The organism is Nonomuraea sp. LPB2021202275-12-8, from assembly GCF_037044575.1.
In the GTDB taxonomy this organism is placed as follows: Bacteria; Actinomycetota; Actinomycetes; order Streptosporangiales; family Streptosporangiaceae; genus Nonomuraea.
In genome coordinates, this window is the sequence record NZ_JBAHWD010000002.1 from 208310 (window position 1) to 224891 (window position 16582).

Sequence of the window (16582 nt, forward strand, 5' to 3'; positions counted from 1 at the left end):
TCAGAAGAACGATGGGATCCGGTCGGCATCCTTACCTGGACGGAAAGTGCGCCATACCCATAGTTGCGCCCCGAGCATGATGGGTGCGAACGGCAGGACCATGAGACTGAGCACATTCAGCGTGGCGGGCGGCGCGCTGTGGTCCAGCAGATAGCCCATGCCGCCCGCCAGCACGCCGATGGCGGGCAGGGCGGCGAGCGCCGCGGACAGCAGCAGGGCCCGCCCCGAGCGGGCGGCGCCCGCGAACCCGGGCAGCCGCCAGCCGAGGAAGATCCAGCCGTGGAAGGCGAACAGCAGCGTCACCACCAAGCCCAGCAGCAGCCCCAGCGGATGCAGCAGCGATGAGCCGAACCCGGTGGCCGCCGCGTGGAGCGCGACGCCCCAGCCGAACGACAGCCCGAGCGAGCCGAGCGTGATCATCAGGTCCCAGAACCCCCGCCAGCGCGCGCCGCCGATCCTGCGCCGGAACCACAACCCGGCGTCGCGCACGATCCAGGACAGCAGCATCGCCACCACCAGCGGGTAGAGCCCGAACAGCACCTCGCCCTCGAGCATCGGGTAGGCGCCGAACAGCGTCCCGGCGACCGCCACCAGCCAGACCTCGCCTGCCAGCACGAACGGCGCGATGCCGGCGACCATGCGGTCCCGGTCGCCGGCCGTCCTGCCGAGCACCGGCAGCAGCAGCCCGACCCCCAGGTCGAAACCCTCCAGAGCGAAGTAGCCGGCCAGCAGCACGGCGAAGAAGGCGAACCAGATCAGTTCCATGGCGGACTCCTAGTAGGTCAGCGCAGGGGAGCGCTGCTCGGCGGTGGCGCCGAGATCGAGGTCGCGCGGGCCACGCCTGATCACCCTGGCGATGAGCACGTAGTCGACGACCGCGAGCAGCCCCAGCACCAGGACGAAGCCGACGAGCGAGGCGGTGACCATGCCGGAGGTGAGCCCGGGCGTCATGGCGTCGGCGACGGTCAGCCTCTCCCAGATCATCCACGGCTGCCGCCCGAGCTCCCTGGCCAGCCAGCCGAGGATCGCCAGCACGAACGGCAGCGGCGTCAGCGCGATGAGGACCAGCTGCGTGCGCCGCCAGCGATGCAGGACGGCGACCAGCGGCAGCATGAAGAGCAGCACGAACAGGGAGAGCAGGTTCCCGCCCTCCATCATGATCGCGAGCGGGACGGCCGCGGCGACGTCGCCGTCGAACTTGCCTTCCTGGATGCCGCCGAACTGCGCGTAGCCGAAGCCCACCGTCAGGAAGATGCCGATCGCGGCCGTGACCACGCCCATCCGCATCGACCTGGTGAAGAACTCCACCTCACCGGTACGGCGCCGCAACTGGTAGGCGCTGGCCCCGACCAGCACCATCGCCCCGGTGAACAGCCCGGCTCCGAGCACGTGCGGGAAGGAGAAGACCAGCGTCTTGTTGGTCAGCAGCGCGCCGAAGTCGGCCAGTTCGAGCCGGTCGCCGGCGACCACGGCTCCTGCCGGGTTCTGCAGGAAGGAGTTGGCGACCATGATGTAGAACGCGCTGGCGTAGGCCGTCGCGGCCACCAGCCAGATGCACGCCAGGTGCGCGTACTTCGGCAGCCGCCCCCAGCCGAAGATCCACAGGCCGAGGAAGGTCGACTCCAGGAAGAACGCGACCAGCGTCTCCATGGCCAGCGGGGCGCCGAACACGTCGCCCGCGTAGTGGGACAGCCCGCTCCACGACAGCCCGAACTGGAACTCCATCACCAGCCCCGTGACGATGCCCATCGCGTAGTTGATCACGTAGATCTGGCCCCAGAACCGGGTCATCCGCTCGTCCAGCGGCCTGCCTGATCGGGCCCAGCGCGTGTGCATGATCGCGACCAGCGGCGCCAGCCCGAGCGTGAGCACGACGAACAGGAAGTGCAGGCTCCCCGTCACGGCGAACTGTAACCGGGCCAGCTCGAGAACGTCCATGATTTCAACCCCGTCGTTGTGTCTGCCTACATATAGGGAGTCTACATGTAGACTGTCTACATGCTGAACGGGCTCCTAGGATTGCGGGCATGAACCCAGACGCGCTCCGCGGCCACATGGACGCTCTGTTGCTGTCCGTGCTCGAGCGTGAGCCGCTGCACGGCTACGCCATCATCGAGACCCTGCAGGAGCGCAGCGGCGGCGCGCTCAGCGTCCCGACCGGCACCGTCTATCCGGCGCTGCGCAGACTGGAGCGCACCGGCCTGCTGTCCAGCGAGTGGGCGACGGTGGGCGGGCGCAGGCGCCGCACCTACCGGCTGACCGACTCCGGCAGGAGGCAGCTCCGGGGGGAGCGGTCGGCCTGGCGGGAGTTCACCAGCGCGATCGGCAGCGTGCTGCAGCCGGAGGTCAGGCCGTCCGGGTGAGCCGGATGCAGCGGGAGGCGCAGTAGAGCTGGAGTCCGCCGAAGGCGTAGGTGGTCAGGCTGGCCAGCATCACGGGCGGGAAGCGGTCGAGGTCGGCGGGCACGTAGGAGCCCTGGGAGAGCAGCAGGCCCAGTGCCGACGTCAGCGGCAGCATCGCCCAGACGGCCAGGCCGAGCGAGCGGGTCACCAGGCGGGGACGGGGGATCCAGCGCCTGCCGCGGCTCAGGGCCAGGAGCGCGAGCCCGCCGTACACCCCGACGGAGAGCTGCAGGATGTCGATCAGCAGGGAGGCGGTCATGTGCCAGCCGGGGCGCGCGGCCCACGCGGCGGCCTCGCCCGGGTAGAGCTGCCAGATCAGCCCCCACATGAGCACGGTCGCCGGCACGCTGGTGAGCAGCAGCAGGGCCAGCCTGCGTCCGGCCGTCGCGGTCAGCTCCGCCTGATAGCCGGGAGCGACCTCGGAGATCCGGCCGAACTCCTCGACCGCGAGCCGCTCGGCCTCGGCCCGCGCCAGGCCCTCGGCCTCGAACGCGTCTGCGGTGTCGACCAGGCTGTCGCGCGCCTCGACGACCAGGTCGTACTTGGGGCCGTGCGGCCCCGACAGGGCCCTGTCGAGGCCGGCCACGTAGTCGTCGATGCGCATGCGCACCAGTTTAGGGACGGGCCGGTCGGGGTCCCATCGGGGTTTTCCCTGAATTCTGACCAGGCAGCAGTTGATATGTAGGAAAATTCCTACGTATAGTGTGCGACATGCTCATCTCCCAGCTCATGACCGTGACCGTGCCCGTCGCCGACCAGGAGAAGGCGCTGGCGTTCTACACCGAGGTCCTCGGCTTCGAGGTCCGCACCGACAACCCGTTCCCGATGGGCCGCTGGCTGACCGTCGCCCCCAAGGGGGCGGAGACCGGCCTCCTGCTCGCCTCCTGGTTCCCGGACATGGCGCCGATCGGCGGCCTCGTGGTGGCCGCGCCCAACCTCGACGCGCTGGCGGCGCGGCTCGGCGAGCACGGCATGGACTTCCAGGGGCCGACCGACGAGCCGTGGGGGCGCCAGCTGCTGTTCGCCGACCCCTTCGGCAACGGGTTCGTGGTCAGCCCGGCATGACCGCCGACCACGTCTTCACCGCGCTGGCCAGCCCGGCCAGGCGCGAGCTGCTGCGGCTGCTGCTCGACGAGGGCGCCCAGCCCGCCGGCCGGCTTGCCGAGCGCTTCGACATGAGCCGCCCCAGCGTCTCGGAGCATCTCAGGGTGCTCAAGGACGCGGGCCTGGTGGCCGAGAGCCGCAAGGGCCGCGAACGGCACTACAGGCTGGAGGCGGCCCCGCTCATGGAGATCCGCGACTGGCTCTCCCCGTACGAGCGCTTCTGGACAGGCAGGCTGGCGCGCCTGCGCGACCTGCTGGACGACATGGAAGACGAAATCGAGGACGACATGGAGGCCGACGATGCCTGAGGACCCGCGCGCGATCCGGCTCGACCAGTTCATCGCGCACCCGCCCGCCAAGGTGTGGCGCGCCCTCACCGAGCCCGACCTGGTGTCCCGCTGGCTCATGCCGGGCGACATCAAGGCGGAGGCGGGGCACCGGTTCACCTTCACCACCGCGCCCAAGGAGCAGGTCGGCTTCGACGGGGTCGTCCACTGCGAGGTCCTGGAGGCCGAGCCGGAGAAGCTGCTGAAGCTGAGCTGGCGCGGCGGCCGCGACGCGGACTGGACCGTCACCTGGCGCCTGGAGCCCGAGGGTCGCGGCACCAGGCTCTTCCTCGACCACGAGGGCTTCGACCCCGACGACCCGACGCAACAGCTCTCCCGCAGGATCATGGGCGGCGGCTGGCGCTCCCAGCACTTCAGGGCGATCGCGGAGGTGGCGGCGCGACTCTAGCGGTGCACGACCCGGTCGGGCGGCTGGACCCGGCGCCGCGCGAACCAGCGCAGCATCGGCCAGCGCAGGCTCATGTGCCTCCCGGTGAGCGCGAACGTGCACTCCTTCAGCCGCACCCCGGACGGGTTGGCGAGCCCGCCGAACCGGCACGACGACAGGTCCAGGCCCGACAGGGCCAGGTGCCCGGCGTCCACCTCACGCAGCGACGTCAGCGCGGACCTGCCGCGCCCGGTCACGCTCGCCGGGCCACGCAGGACCGCGCCCTCCAGGTCGGCCTGCGAGTCCGTGAGGCGCAGCGTGGTGACGCCCGACACCTCCACCCGCCGCAGGTCCACCCCGCAGGCCTGGACCGCCACGTCCAGGGCGCCGTCGGCGTGCGCCCTGGCGGCGGAGAAGCGGCCGGTCGCCGACAGGTAGGCGTCGGCCGCGAAGCGCGCCGCGTCGAACCCGACGCTGCCGCTGACCTTGCGGAACGACAGCGTCCGGCCGAACCGGGCGCCGCGGAAACTCGCGGCCCCGCGCAGCTCGGCCCCGTCGAAGGTGGCGTACCCCTCGAACCTCGCCCCTTCGCAGGACAGCCCGCGCTCGAAGACCACCTGGCTGAAGAGGGCGTCCCGGGACATCACCGCGTGGTCCAGCGAGATGTGCCCGCGCACGTGGACGCCATGGAAGGACAGCTCCCTGAGGAACCTGGCCCCGGCCAGCGACACGTTGCCCTCGAAGCGCGCGCCGAAGAAGGAGGCCAGCCGCTCGAACCTGGCGAGGTCGAGCGACACGTCACCCTGGAACGTCACGCCCGCCAGCCTGACGTCGCCGGTGAACCTGGCGCGCTCCAGCCGGGCCCGGCCGGGCCGGTCCTGGGCCGCCTCCATCACCCGCCGCAGCAGGTCGCCGGAGACGGTGGTGCCGCGCAGGTCGAGCAGGTGACCGGGGGACATCGCCGCCAGCACCGTGGCGAGTTCGTCGTGGGACAGGTGGGCGAGGCAGTGACCGTACGGCCGGCGAGCGATTCCCGTGCATGCGGCTGAGTGCGCGCAGGTGACCCAGTCCATACGCTGGTCATACCCGGCGGTCGGCCTTGTCAAGGGTGGGTAATTTCATCTTCTAGCCACATCTATGTAGAAAATTGCAAGCACAGTAAGCTCTAAAGTGCAGGTTATGCGCGCTTTACCTCGGACTTATCTCGCCGCGGTCGCCGTGGCAGCACTCACCGCCACCTTCACGGTGTCTCCCGCCGCCGCGACCCCCGCCGGTCCCTGCGACACTCCAGCGGACCGGCAGATCGCGGAGGTCCAGGGGAGCGGCGACGCCACCCCGCTAGCCGGGCAGACCGTACGCGTCGAAGGCGTCGTCACCGGCGACTTCCAGCGCACCGACCAGCTCAGCGGCTTCTTCCTGCAGGATTCGACGCCGGACTCCGACCCGGCCACCTCCGACGGGCTGTTCGCCTTCGCCCGTGAGTCGTTCAAGGACGTCAAGGTCGGCGACCGGGTCCTCGTCACCGGCCGGGCGACGGAGTTCAACGGGTGGACCGAGCTGTCCCCGGTCACCGCCGTCGACGTGTGCGGCACCGGCTCGGTGGCCGCCAGGAGCTACAGGCTGCCCGGCGACGGGCTCGAAGCCGTCGAGAACGTCCTGCTCACCTTCCGCCAGTTGCTGACCGTCGACGACCACTACAACCTGGGCCGCTTCGGCGAGGTCACGGTCTCCTCCGGCGGCCGGCTGTTCCAGCCGACCGACCGGCCGGGCGTCGACGCCGGCGCGAACCTGCGGCGTTCGCTGCTCATCGACGACGGCTCCACCAGGGAGAACCCGGCCACCCTGCCGCCGATCGTCCGGGCCGGCGACACCGCCTTCGGCGTCACCGGCGTCCTGGGCTACGGCTTCGGCAGATACCGCCTGCAGCCGACCGAGCCCATCGACTACCTCAGGACCAACCCGCGCCTGCCCAAGCCCTTCCCCGTCGTGGGCAACGTCAGGGTGGCCTCGTTCAACACGCTGAACTGGTTCACCACCATCGGCTCGCGCGGCGCCACCGACCCCGAGGAGCAGCAGCGGCAGCTCGCCAAGCTGGTGGCGGCGCTCAAGGGCGTCAACGCCGACGCGGTCGGGCTCATGGAGGTCGAGAACAACGGCCAGACCGCCCTGCAGGCCCTCGTCGACGCGGTCAACGCCGAGGTCGGCGCGGGCACGTACGCCGCGCTGAGCCACCCCTTCCCCGGCACCGACGCCATCCAGGTGGGCATCATCTACAAGCCCGGCAAACTGGCGCCGGTGGGCGCCGCCAGGTCGTCCGAGGACCCCGTCTTCAGCCGGCCGCCGCTCATCCAGACCTTCCGCAGGACCTCGGGAGGCCAGCCGTTCACCATGGTGGTGAACCACCTCAAGTCCAAGGGCTCCTGCCCCGACGGCGGCCCCGACACCGACCAGGGCGACGGCCAGGGCTGCTGGAACGCCACCCGCGTCCAGCAGGCGCAGGCGCTGCTCGGGCTCGTCGCCGACCTGCCCGGCCCGCTCGTGCTCGGCGACCTCAACGCCTACGGCGAGGAGGACCCCATCGACACGCTGGAGGCGGGCGGCCTGACGAGCCTGACCAAGAGGTTCGTGCCGGCGCCGCTGCGCTACAGCTACGTGTTCGACGGGCTGGCGGGCGAGCTCGACCACATGCTCGCGGGCAAGCAGCTGCTCAAGCGCGTGACCAGCGCCACGATCTGGCACATCAACGCCGACGAGCCGCGCATCCTCGACTACAACACCGAGTTCAACCCGCCGGGCCTCTACAAGCCGGACGCCTACCGCTCCTCCGACCACGACCCGCTCGTCGTCGGGCTCAGCCTGCCGGGCCGCTGAGCGATCCTCGCTGGGGCCGGGCCGCGGCGACGCGGCCCGGCGCATGGAATGCTGGTGATGGGTACGTGGTTGTCAGGGTTGCAACTGCGGAAGACAGAGGACCGACGACACGAGGAGCCACTTGTGGCGACCATCGAAGTAACCGAGAAGAACTTCAACGACATCGCCGACAAGGGGATCGTCCTGCTCGACTTCTGGGCCGAGTGGTGCGGACCCTGCAAGATGTTCGGCCCGATCTTCGAGAAGGCGTCAGAGGAGCACCAGGACATCACGTTCGGGAAGATCGACACCGATCAGGAGCAGGCGCTCGCACAGGGCTTCGACATCAGGTCGATCCCGACGCTCATGGCGATCCGCGACGGCATCGTGGTCTTCTCGCAGCCCGGCGCCATTCCCGAGCCCGCGCTGAAGGACCTCATCCGCCAGGTGCGCGCTCTCGACATGGACGAGATCAGGTCCGAGCTCGACAAGGAGCTCAAGAACGCCGACCAGAACTGAACGAAAGAGCCCCGCCCGGTTTCCCGGCGGGGCCGTTCTGTTTCCGGGGCCTCAGGCCTTGCGCCCGACTCCCGCGTAGCCGGGGTTGGACCTGAACCGGCTCGCCGGCTGCTCGTCGTCCGGCCGCCAGTCCTTGGGGTAGACCAGGCCCGGCTCCAGCAGCTCGTAGCCGTCGAAGAAGCGCAGGATCTCCTCATGGGTCCTGAGGCGGAGCGCGGCCGTGGCCTGCTGATAGACCTCCAGAGCCTCCGGCGTGGTGTCAGGCTTGTCGTCGATGGCGTGGCTGAGGATGAGGTGGCTCCCCGGCGCCGAGGCGTCACGCAGCCTCGCCACGACGTCGTAGGCGCTGTCGTCCGGCATGAAGTGCAGGATGGCGAGCAACATGAACGCCACCGGCTGATCGAAGTCGATCATCGGCTCAAGGCGGGCGAGCAGCTCGTCCGGCTTCCTGGCGTCGGCCTCCAGGAAGTCCACGTTCTCGCCCCTGGCCAGCAGCGCGCGGCCGTGCGTGCACACGACCGGGTCGTAGTCCACGTACACCACCCGGGCCTCGCCCGCGATCTCGTGCGTGTTGCCCTGGGTGGGCAGACCCGCTCCAAGGTCGACGATCTGCCGCACCCCGCCGGCGGTCACATCCCGTACGGCGCGGCGCAGGAAGCCGCGGTTCTCCCGGGCCGAGTCCTTGGTGTTGGGGAACAGCCGCAGGATCCGCTCGGCCGCCTCCCGGTCTGCCGCGAAGTTGTCCTTGCCGTCGAGGTAGTAGTCGTACATCCTCGCGACGTTGGGCACGTTCGGGTCGACCCCGTCCGGCGCACTATCCACAACATCTCCCGATATTTCGGCATTTACCCGGTGATCATAGGAGACCACCGGGGTTGGCCGTGCGGGAAGTGCTGGTGTGAGACGTGGTTTGTCAGCCGCGGTAGAGCTCGGCCACCCGGAACGCGAGATCGAGGGACTGGCCGCGGTTGAGCCGCGGGTCGCAGGCGGTCTCGTAGCGCGTCGCCAGGTCGCCCTCGACGATCTCGTGGCCGCCGCCCACGCACTCCGTCACGTCGTCGCCGGTGAACTCGATGTGGATGCCGCCCGGGTGGGTGCCCAGCGAGCGGTGCACCTCGAAGAAGCCCGCTACCTCGTCGAGCACGTCGTCGAGCCGCCGCGTCTTGTGCCCGCTCGGCGCCTCGAAGGTGTTGCCGTGCATCGGGTCGCAGATCCACGCGATCTGCGCGCCGGAGGCCGTGACCTCCTTGACCAGCCGCGGCAGGTGCTCGCGGATCTTGGAGGCGCCCATCCGGGTGACGAACGTGAGCCGTCCCGGCACGTTGTCCGGGTTGAGCTTGTCGATCAGCGCGAGCGCCTCGTCGGGGGTGGTGGTCGGGCCGAGCTTGACGCCGATCGGGTTGCGGATGCGGGAGAAGAACTCCACATGCGCCCCGTCGAGCTGGCGGGTGCGCTCGCCGATCCACACCATGTGCGCCGAGACGTCGTACGGCAGGCCGGTGCGCGAGTCCACGCGGGTGAGCGCCTGGTCGTAGTCGAGGATCAGCGCCTCGTGCGAGGAGTAGAACTCCACCGAGTGGAACTCCTCCGGGTCGGCCCCGCAGGCCCGCATGAACGCCAGCGCCTGGTCGATCTCCCTGGCGAGCTGCTCGTAGCGGCGTCCGGCGGGTGACTCTGCGACGAAGTCCTGGTTCCAGGCGTGCACCTGGCGCAGGTCGGCGTAACCGCCCTTGGTGAACGCCCGCGCCAGGTTGAGCGTCACGGCCGAGGAGTGGTAGGCCTTGAGCAGCCGCCACGGATCGGGGTTGCGCGCCTCGGGGGTGAACTCGAAGCCGTTGACCATGTCGCCCCTGTAGGCGGGCAGCTCGACGCCGGAGCGGGCCTCGGTGCCCTTGGAGCGCGGCTTCGCGAACTGCCCGGCCAGCCGGCCGATCTTCACGACCGGCACCTTGCCGGCGTAGGTGAGCACGATCGCCATCTGCAGCAGGGTCTTGAGCTTGTTGCGCACATTGTCGGCGGTCGCCCCGGCGAACGTCTCGGCGCAGTCACCGCCCTGGAGCACGAACGCCTCGCCGCGGACGACGGCGGCCAACTGCTCCTTGAGCTGGTCGCACTCTCCGGCGAAGACAAGCGGGGGCAGGCCGCCGAGCTCGGCGACGACCTTGTCCAGCTCTTCGCGGTCGGGCCAGTCAGGTTGCTGGGCCGCCGGGAGGGCTCGCCAGGACTCGGGATTCAGCGAATTGCTCATTGCGCTCACGACATACGAGGGTATTCCACTGGGTCCTCCCTACCGACCCCATTGTCCACGTTGTGAGAAGGCCGTCCCGCCACCGGGCCCACGGTCACGTGCTCGGGCCTGACGCCGAGGCCGATGAAGCGGCGGGTGACGCGGTTGAGCAGCGGGATCCTGGCCAGGTCGGGCCGCACCCGCGGCGGCTTGAACTGCCTCTTCAGCGCCGGGCGGATCAGCCTGTCCTGCACCAGCCGCTGGGCCGCCTGCGTCACCCGGGTCGGCGGCATGCGGCGCTTCTGCAACAGGTGGAGCGTGGAGTCGGTGATGAGGGCGCCGGAGCGCAGGGAGCCCGCCAGCAGGTTGGCCGTGGCGACCGCGTCCTGCACGGCGAGGTTGATGCCGACGCCGAACACCGGCGACATGGCGTGCGCCGCGTCGCCGATGCACAGGAAGCCGGGCCGGTGCCAGCGGCGCAGCCGGTTCAGGGCGACGGTGAGCATGCTGACGTCGTCGTAGCTCCGTACCTGCCCGATCCGGCCTTCGAGGAACGGCAGCATCCTCGCCACCGGCTCGCGCAACGCCTCGATGCCCTGGCTCGCGAGCCGGTCGAAGCCGCCCTTGGGGATGACGTAGGCGAGCTGCCAGTAGCTCTCGCGGTTGATCGCGACCATCATGTGGCCGCTGGAGACGCGCAGGAACGTCTCGTCCGGGTCGGTGTCCTCGCGCGGCATGCGGAACCACAGCACGTCCATCGGCGCGCCCAGCTCCTCCGGCACCAGCCCCGCCCGCTCGCGCAGCACCGAGCCGCGGCCGTCGGCCGCCACGGTCAGGTCGGCCCTGAGCTCGTGCTCGCCGGTGTCGTCGCGGTAGCGCAGCCCGCGCACGGCGCCGTCCTCGCGGATCAGGTCGTACGCCTCCGCCCGCATCTTCAGGTGGAAGTTCGGGTAGGTGGCCGCTTCGGCCGTGATGAGGTTGAGGAAGTCCCACTGGGGGACGAACGCGATGTAGTTGTAGGGGCCGGGCAGCTCGCGCAGGCTCGCCAGCCGCATCGGGCCGGTGTCGGACACGAGGCTGATCTCGTACGCCTTCCGGTGCGGGAGCTTCAGAAACTCGCCGGCCAGCCCGATCTCGTCGAGCACCCGCAGCGTCGACGGGTGGATCGTGTCACCCCTGAAGTCGCGCAGGAAGTCGGCGTGCTTCTCCAGCAGCGTCACCTCGACGCCGGTCCGGGCCAGCAGGAGTGCGAGCATCGCGCCCGCCGGGCCGCCGCCCGCGATCGCACATGTCATAATTCATCACCTGATGAGATTGTCTCATCTCACAGGAAAAGCGCAAGCCCTGCATCCGGAAAGGCCGAAAGGCCGAATCAATGGCGGGAGCCGCCTCTCACGCGGAAGTGGACATGGGAGTGGACATGGACAACGACCTCCACGCCCTTTCCGGCGCCTATGCCGTGCACGCTCTGCCGCCTGCCGACGTGGGGCCGTACGAGGAGCACCTTTCGGTCTGCCCGGTGTGCCCGGCCGAGGTGCGCGGGCTGCGGGAGACCGCCGCCCGGCTCGCGCTCGCCGTCGCCCTCGACCCTCCCGACGCCCTGCGCCCGCGCGTCCTGGCCGCCGTCCACCGGGTACGGCGGCGGCCCCCCGCCCACGACACCGCCCACGACACCGCCGGCGACGCCACCATCGCCTACCGGGACCCCGCCGGGGGAGCATGGGACGCGACCGTGGCTCATCCGCCGCTGCGGGATGCCGTCGGGGACGGGACTCTCGTCCACCCGGCGCCCGGGGACGAGGGCGCGGACGCCACCCTGATCCAGTGGCCCCGGCGCGAAGGGCTGAACGATGTGGCCCCGGGTCCCCAGGGGTCCCAGGGGTCCGACGACGACGCGACCGCGGTCCTCCCGCGTCCTGTGGGGGGACGGGATGCGCGGACCGTGATTCCGGAGCGGGGGCGGCTCGGAGTCGTCCCGTCGCGCCGCCGGTGGCCGGCGAAGGTCGTGGCGGGGCTGGCGGCGGTGGCGGCGGCGGCCGCGGTCGCCTTCGGCGCGCTGGCCTTCGACGCCCGCCAGGATCTGGGGGAGATGCGGGCACGTGACGCGGCCGTCGCCGCGGTGCTGGCCGCGCCCGACGCGCGGACGGTGCGACAGCCCGTCACCGCTGGGGGCACCGGTGTCTTCGTGCTCTCCCGTGACCAGGGCCGCATGGTCTTCACCGCGTCCGGCCTGCCCGAGCTCCCGGAGGCCGGCGTCTACGAGCTGTGGCTGATGGGCCCCGGCGGGATGCGTCCGGCAGGGCTCCTCGACCGCCGCGAGGACGGCCTCACCGCCCCCCTGCTGGCGACGACGCTCGCCGACGACGGGCACGTCGGCCTCACGGTAGAGCCCGCCGGCGGCTCCAGGCGGCCGACGACCCAGCCCATCCTGTTCGCCGAGCTGCCCGCAGCCTGAGCCGGGACCGCCGCTCAGGCTGCGGAAGCCTGGCCATCGCGGGTGAGAGGTCAGGCGGGTTACAGGTCAGGCGGGTTACAGGTCAGGCGGGTGGGGGGTCGTGGCGGGTGAGCCAGGTGCTGTAGGCGGGGCTGCGGGCGGAGACGGCGGCGTGGGCGGCGCGGGCGCTGTCCACGAGCGACGGCGCGTGGGCGGCGAACGACGGCCGCCAGATGAGCACCTGCCGCATCCACAGCGGGTTGCCGCGCAGCGGCAGCACGGCGACGCGCTCGCCGGGTTCGTACAGCGCCTGGCAGGTCGACACCGCGTGGCCGGCCCCGATCAGCTCCCTGCGCACCCCCGCCTCCGCGAGCTGATACCGGGCCCGGGGCGTGAACCCGGCCCGCGCGCACGCCTGCAGGAGGTGCTCGGGCCAGCCCATCCCGTCGGGCGGCGGGAGCACCCACGGCTCGCCCGCCAGGTCGGCCAGCTCCACCTCCTCGCGGGAGGCCAGCGGGTGACCGGCGGGCACGGCCACGAACACCGGCTCCACGGCCACCACCTCCAGCCCCAGCGACGGGTGGGGGCGCAGCTCGTGGCCGGGATAGTCGGCCACCAGCGCCACGTCCAGCCGCCCGTTGACCACCATGTCCACCAGGAGGCGGACGAAGTGCTCGGTCTGCAGCGTGATCCTGGCCTCGGGGAGCGCGTCGGCGAGGTTGGCGACCAGGGTGACCACGACGGGGTTCTCGAACCCGCCGATCCGCACCGCCTGCCCCGCCGGCTCGTACGGCCCGGCGGCGAGCAGGTCGTCCACGCCGGCCAGCACCACGCGCGCCCTGGCCAGCACGAACTCGCCGAACGCGGTGGCCGCCACGCCCCGGTGGTCGCGGGTGAAGACGGCGCCGCCGAGCACCTGCTCGATGCGGCGGAGCTGGGCGGTGAGCGCGGGCTGGGAGACGCCGAGCGCGGCGGCCGCCCTGGTCACGCTGCCCTGGTCGGCGATGGCACGCAGCGTCTTGAGATGCCTCAGCTCCAGCTGCACCTCGCAGAAGCTATCACGCCGGAGTTATGCCTATATGGGATGAGACTGCCGCCGCTGCCGGGCCGATAGTGCGAGGCATGCGTAGATTCGCGGCCCTGGTGCTGGCCGCCGCCCTCCTGTACGCGCCTCCCGCTGCCGCCGACAGCGCCGCCGAACCGGGGACCGCCACCGTGGTGCCCGTACAGGTGACCGGCGCGGTGGCCAAGCGGTTCAACCTGATCATCATGGGCGACGGCTACACCGAGGCCGAGCAGGGGAGGTTCCGCGAGGACGTCGACCGGCACCTCAACGTGATGTGGTCGATCGAGCCGTTCAAGTCCTACCGGAACTATCTCAACGTCTACCGGGTGGACATCGTCTCCGGCGACTCCGGCATCAGCTGCGACCCCGACCTGACCTCGCCGAGGAAGACCACACCGCTCAGCATGGGCTTCTGGGGACAGTGCAATCCCGGCAGCGTGCAGCGGCTGATCACCATGGACAACGCCGCCGCGAACCGGTACGCGAACCTGGTCACCGGCACCACCTCGGGCAACCGGCAGATCCTCGCCCTCGGCAACAGCGGGACCTACGGCGGCGCGGGCGGCTCCTACGCCACCGCGTCCGGCAGCAACGCGATGTCGGCCCTGATCAGCCCGCACGAGCTCGGCCACTCCCTGGGAGGGCTGCAGGACGAGTACGACTACTACCAGCGCGGCGTCCCCGGCGGCGCCTACACCGGCCCCGAGCCGTCGTCGGCGCACCACACGCTGCTGTCCGAGCAGGAGATGCGCGACCAGCGCAGGAAGTGGTGGCGCTGGCTCGGCGACCCCAGCGAGTCGGGCGGCCCGATCGGCCGGTACGAGGGCGGCCTCTACACGACCACGGGCGTCTGGCGGCCCAGTGCGCACTCCATCATGAAGAGCCTCGGCTACTACTTCGACCAGGTCGGCCGTGAGGTCATGGCGCAGCGGATCACCGCCAAGACCATGGTGATCCAGGACGCGACGCCGGCCACCGCTCCCGTGGGCGCCGACCGGGTGCTCTGGGTGGAGCCGATGCGCCCGGTGAGCCACGGCCTGGTCACCACCTGGACCGTGGACGGCACGGACCTGCCCGGCGACGCCGACACGCTCGACCTGCGCACGCTCGGCCTGGCGCCCGGGACGCACACGGTCACCGCCACGGTCAGCGACCCGACGGAGTTCGTCCGCGATCCGGCCGTCCGCGGCGCCATGACCAGGACCCGGACCTGGACGGTCGACACCGCGCTGACCACCCCGCCCGACGGCGTCACGCCCGGCTTCGTCTCCTCGACGCCGACCGGCCGGCCGCTCGGCCGGGCCGACGTCGTCTCCGTGGAGACCACGCACCCGGCGGCGACCGTGCCCGAGGTCGACTGGAAGCTCGACGGCGAACCGGTCGGCGGCAGCGGCTCCGACCTCGACCTCGGCGACCTCGACCTGGCCGCCGGCACCCACGAGCTCACCGCCGCGCTCGGCGGCGACACGCTCACCTGGACCGTCGACGCCGTCGCGCCGAGCACCCGCTACGAGCTGTCCGAGCCGCTGGCCAGGTCCGGCGACACCTACGTCTACAACGGGCCGTTCTCGATGCGGCTCACCGGCGACGACGACCGAGACGGCTACGTGGTGTCGGAGTCGAGGGTCGACGGCGACGGCTGGTTCAACTACTTCGGCTGGCCCACCTCCTCCGAGCTGCCGTGGACCTTCACCGAGCAGGGCACCGTCATCGACCATCTCGTGTACGGCAAGCTGCCCAGGGGCCGGCACACCATCGAGTACCGGTCCATCGACGCCGCGGGCAACCACGGCGGGGCCAAAAGCTTCACCGTCACCACGATCGCGCCGCCGCCCGCCTGCACCCGGACGGTCACCGGCACCCACCGCGGCCCGCTGACCGTCACCGGCGGCGTCACCTGCCTGGCCGGAGCGCACGTCACCGGACCGGTCACCGTGCGCGCCGGCGCGTCGCTCGTCGTCACCGGCGGGCGGGTCTCCGGCCCGCTCACCGCCTCGAGAGCCGCCGCCGTGCACCTGCTCGGCGCCCGCCTCGACGGCGCGCTCGCCGTCGACCGCACCGGAACGCTCGCCATCGTGGGCGCCGAAGTGCGCGGCGCGGCGCTGCTCACCGGCAACACCGCCCCGATCGTGTCGGGCACCACCGTCAGGGGCGCGCTGGCCTGCACCGGCAACACGCCCGCGCCCGCCGACCTGGGCGTGCCGAACGAGGTCACCGGCGCGAGCGGCGGGCAGTGCCGCGAGCTACCCGACGGCCCCAGGGGCAAGGCGTACGAGGCGGTCCAGAACATCCCCCAGTGAGGTGAAGGCCTGATCGCGGACCCGCGCGTACTCCGACTCGGGATACTGCCGCGGCCCGTTCTCCACCAGCAGGATCAGGTAGAGATAGGCGCGGTAGAGGTCGAGCCGGACACGCGCGGCCGGGGTGAGCTCCAGCGGGGTCACCTCGCGGTAGCCGGTCAGCAGCGGGTCGTCCTCGCGCAGCTCGCCGAAGATGGTCGGCGTGACGAACTCGGCCAGCGGGTCGCCCCAGAAGGCCCGCTCGTGGTCGATGATCGCCTGGATCCGCGGGACGCCCGTCAGGTCCAGGAAGACGTTGCCCGGCCAGATGTCGAAGTGCACCAGGTGCGGCGTGGTCACCTCGTCGAGCGCGGGGGAGGCCGCCTCCAGCACGGCGCGGATGCGCGCCGGCGGCTCCGGCAGCGGGGTCGGGTAGCGCTCGGTGTCACCGAGCAGCGCGCCCACCATGGCGAGGAACGCCTCCCGCCAGGTGGAGCCGGTGATCCCGGCGTGCGGGTAGCCGAACACCTCGCCGGTCACCGCGTTGAACCGCGCCAGGAGCCGGCCCAGCTCGCGGCGGAGCTCGTCCTCACCGGTGGGCTTGACGTCGTTCCAGGACACGCCGTCGAGCGCGCCGAGCATCAGGTAGTCGCCGCCCAGCACCGGATCGTCGAACCCGGCTCGCAGCAGCCTCGCCACCGGCACTCCCGCGCCCGCCGCCAGCTCGTACGCCGACGCCTCCATCCGCAGCAGGTTGCGCTCGTAGCTGAGCTGCTCGAGCTCGGGCGGCGGCGACAGTTTGCACACCACCTCGCGGCCGTCGTCCAGGCGCAGCCGCCAGACCGCGTTGGCGTAGCCGTCGGTCAGCTCGGTGTGGCCCGCCACGCCCGCGCCGAGGGCGCGGCGGGCGAGAGCGTCGAGTTCGGCGGGGGATAAACGGCGTTTCGTCCTGCTGTCCACGGGATCTGATTGTGCTGCCGGGCAGCA

General features: G+C 71.3%; 17 protein-coding genes. 8 read left to right on the forward strand and 9 right to left on the reverse strand.

What is annotated here, in order from left to right; genetic code table 11:
- Together V5E28_RS04775 and V5E28_RS04780 are read right to left on the reverse strand one after the other, a co-directional pair.
- The gene (locus V5E28_RS04775; RefSeq protein WP_336205118.1) at positions 1–765 is read right to left on the reverse strand and encodes a cytochrome d ubiquinol oxidase subunit II; all 765 of its coding nucleotides are present in this window, start codon (positions 763–765) and stop codon (positions 1–3) included.
- Between the two features lie 9 nt (positions 766–774).
- On the reverse strand, positions 775–1938 hold the full coding sequence (locus tag V5E28_RS04780) for a cytochrome ubiquinol oxidase subunit I (RefSeq protein ID WP_336205119.1): 1164 nt from the start codon (positions 1936–1938) through the stop codon (positions 775–777).
- A gap of 89 nt (positions 1939–2027) precedes the next feature.
- Here V5E28_RS04780 and V5E28_RS04785 point away from each other — a divergent pair, with 89 nt between their 5' ends.
- Complete coding sequence (locus V5E28_RS04785; protein WP_336205120.1) at positions 2028–2363, forward strand: PadR family transcriptional regulator; 336 nt, start codon at positions 2028–2030, stop codon at positions 2361–2363.
- On the opposite strand, the gene V5E28_RS04790 is transcribed toward V5E28_RS04785, so the two are convergent.
- The gene (locus V5E28_RS04790) at positions 2347–3006 is read right to left on the reverse strand and encodes a permease prefix domain 1-containing protein (protein ID WP_336205121.1); all 660 of its coding nucleotides are present in this window, start codon (positions 3004–3006) and stop codon (positions 2347–2349) included. The genes V5E28_RS04785 and V5E28_RS04790 overlap by 17 nt on opposite strands.
- Positions 3007–3113: 107 nt before the next feature.
- On the opposite strand from V5E28_RS04790, the gene V5E28_RS04795 reads away from it, so the two are divergent.
- Genes V5E28_RS04795 through V5E28_RS04805 form a run of 3 tightly spaced genes read left to right on the forward strand, consistent with a single transcriptional unit; the run spans position 3114 to position 4241 of the window.
- On the forward strand, positions 3114–3467 hold the full coding sequence (locus tag V5E28_RS04795) for a glyoxalase superfamily protein (protein ID WP_336205122.1): 354 nt from the start codon (positions 3114–3116) through the stop codon (positions 3465–3467).
- Positions 3464–3814: an ArsR/SmtB family transcription factor gene (locus V5E28_RS04800; protein WP_336205123.1), complete on the forward strand. Its 351-nt coding sequence runs from the start codon at positions 3464–3466 to the stop codon at positions 3812–3814. Before V5E28_RS04795 ends, V5E28_RS04800 begins: the two co-directional genes overlap by 4 nt.
- Positions 3807–4241 (forward strand): SRPBCC family protein, encoded by a 435-nt coding sequence (locus V5E28_RS04805; protein WP_336205124.1) that lies wholly within the window; start codon positions 3807–3809, stop codon positions 4239–4241. The genes V5E28_RS04800 and V5E28_RS04805 overlap by 8 nt, the downstream gene beginning before the upstream one ends.
- Here V5E28_RS04805 and V5E28_RS04810 read toward each other — a convergent pair.
- Positions 4238–5293: a pentapeptide repeat-containing protein gene (locus V5E28_RS04810; protein ID WP_336205125.1), complete on the reverse strand. Its 1056-nt coding sequence runs from the start codon at positions 5291–5293 to the stop codon at positions 4238–4240. The two genes, V5E28_RS04805 and V5E28_RS04810, sit on opposite strands and share 4 nt — an antisense overlap.
- Before the next feature lie 106 nt (positions 5294–5399).
- On the opposite strand from V5E28_RS04810, the gene V5E28_RS04815 reads away from it, so the two are divergent.
- Together V5E28_RS04815 and trxA are read left to right on the forward strand one after the other, a co-directional pair.
- Positions 5400–7091 carry an ExeM/NucH family extracellular endonuclease gene (locus V5E28_RS04815; protein ID WP_336205126.1) on the forward strand — a complete coding sequence of 564 codons (1692 nt, stop codon included), beginning with the start codon at positions 5400–5402 and terminating at the stop codon, positions 7089–7091.
- 57 nt (positions 7092–7148) lie between these two features.
- On the forward strand, positions 7149–7589 hold the full coding sequence (gene trxA / locus V5E28_RS04820) for a thioredoxin (protein WP_336205127.1): 441 nt from the start codon (positions 7149–7151) through the stop codon (positions 7587–7589).
- A gap of 51 nt (positions 7590–7640) precedes the next feature.
- On the opposite strand, the gene V5E28_RS04825 is transcribed toward trxA, so the two are convergent.
- From V5E28_RS04825 to V5E28_RS04835, 3 genes are all read right to left on the reverse strand, one after another.
- Complete coding sequence (locus V5E28_RS04825) at positions 7641–8411, reverse strand: SAM-dependent methyltransferase (RefSeq protein WP_336205128.1); 771 nt, start codon at positions 8409–8411, stop codon at positions 7641–7643.
- 91 nt (positions 8412–8502) lie between these two features.
- Positions 8503–9837, reverse strand: a complete 1335-nt coding sequence (locus V5E28_RS04830; RefSeq protein WP_336205129.1) for a class II 3-deoxy-7-phosphoheptulonate synthase — start codon at positions 9835–9837, stop codon at positions 8503–8505.
- A gap of 5 nt (positions 9838–9842) precedes the next feature.
- Positions 9843–11111 carry an FAD-dependent oxidoreductase gene (locus tag V5E28_RS04835; protein WP_336205130.1) on the reverse strand — a complete coding sequence of 423 codons (1269 nt, stop codon included), beginning with the start codon at positions 11109–11111 and terminating at the stop codon, positions 9843–9845.
- A 125-nt stretch (positions 11112–11236) separates the two neighbouring features.
- On the opposite strand from V5E28_RS04835, the gene V5E28_RS04840 reads away from it, so the two are divergent.
- The gene (locus tag V5E28_RS04840; protein ID WP_336205131.1) at positions 11237–12271 is read left to right on the forward strand and encodes an anti-sigma factor; all 1035 of its coding nucleotides are present in this window, start codon (positions 11237–11239) and stop codon (positions 12269–12271) included.
- An 82-nt stretch (positions 12272–12353) separates the two neighbouring features.
- Here the strand turns inward: V5E28_RS04840 and V5E28_RS04845 are convergent, their stop codons facing one another.
- Positions 12354–13295 (reverse strand): LysR family transcriptional regulator, encoded by a 942-nt coding sequence (locus V5E28_RS04845; protein ID WP_336205132.1) that lies wholly within the window; start codon positions 13293–13295, stop codon positions 12354–12356.
- Positions 13296–13372: 77 nt separating this feature from the next.
- Between V5E28_RS04845 and V5E28_RS04850 the strand changes: the two genes are divergently transcribed.
- The gene (locus V5E28_RS04850; protein WP_336205133.1) at positions 13373–15616 is read left to right on the forward strand and encodes a M64 family metallopeptidase; all 2244 of its coding nucleotides are present in this window, start codon (positions 13373–13375) and stop codon (positions 15614–15616) included.
- On the opposite strand, the gene V5E28_RS04855 is transcribed toward V5E28_RS04850, so the two are convergent.
- Positions 15560–16555, reverse strand: coding sequence for a phosphotransferase family protein (locus V5E28_RS04855; RefSeq protein WP_336205134.1), 996 nt, complete (start codon positions 16553–16555; stop codon positions 15560–15562). The genes V5E28_RS04850 and V5E28_RS04855 overlap by 57 nt on opposite strands.
- Positions 16556–16582 lie beyond the last annotated feature (27 nt).

Bases quoted from the DNA above. Each gene is read 5' to 3' on its own strand.
- V5E28_RS04775 (WP_336205118.1), bottom strand. From the start codon at position 765: ATGGAACTGATCTGGTTCGCCTTCTTCGCCGTGCTGCTGGCCGGCTAC.
- V5E28_RS04780 (WP_336205119.1), bottom strand. From the start codon at position 1,938: ATGGACGTTCTCGAGCTGGCCCGGTTACAGTTCGCCGTGACGGGGAGC.
- V5E28_RS04785 (WP_336205120.1), top strand. From the start codon at position 2,028: ATGAACCCAGACGCGCTCCGCGGCCACATGGACGCTCTGTTGCTGTCC.
- V5E28_RS04790 (WP_336205121.1), bottom strand. From the start codon at position 3,006: ATGCGCATCGACGACTACGTGGCCGGCCTCGACAGGGCCCTGTCGGGG.
- V5E28_RS04795 (WP_336205122.1), top strand. From the start codon at position 3,114: ATGCTCATCTCCCAGCTCATGACCGTGACCGTGCCCGTCGCCGACCAG.
- V5E28_RS04800 (WP_336205123.1), top strand. From the start codon at position 3,464: ATGACCGCCGACCACGTCTTCACCGCGCTGGCCAGCCCGGCCAGGCGC.
- V5E28_RS04805 (WP_336205124.1), top strand. From the start codon at position 3,807: ATGCCTGAGGACCCGCGCGCGATCCGGCTCGACCAGTTCATCGCGCAC.
- V5E28_RS04810 (WP_336205125.1), bottom strand. From the start codon at position 5,293: ATGGACTGGGTCACCTGCGCGCACTCAGCCGCATGCACGGGAATCGCT.
- V5E28_RS04815 (WP_336205126.1), top strand. From the start codon at position 5,400: ATGCGCGCTTTACCTCGGACTTATCTCGCCGCGGTCGCCGTGGCAGCA.
- trxA (WP_336205127.1), top strand. From the start codon at position 7,149: ATGGGTACGTGGTTGTCAGGGTTGCAACTGCGGAAGACAGAGGACCGA.
- V5E28_RS04830 (WP_336205129.1), bottom strand. From the start codon at position 9,837: ATGAGCAATTCGCTGAATCCCGAGTCCTGGCGAGCCCTCCCGGCGGCC.
- V5E28_RS04835 (WP_336205130.1), bottom strand. From the start codon at position 11,111: ATGACATGTGCGATCGCGGGCGGCGGCCCGGCGGGCGCGATGCTCGCA.
- V5E28_RS04840 (WP_336205131.1), top strand. From the start codon at position 11,237: ATGGACAACGACCTCCACGCCCTTTCCGGCGCCTATGCCGTGCACGCT.
- V5E28_RS04850 (WP_336205133.1), top strand. From the start codon at position 13,373: ATGCGTAGATTCGCGGCCCTGGTGCTGGCCGCCGCCCTCCTGTACGCG.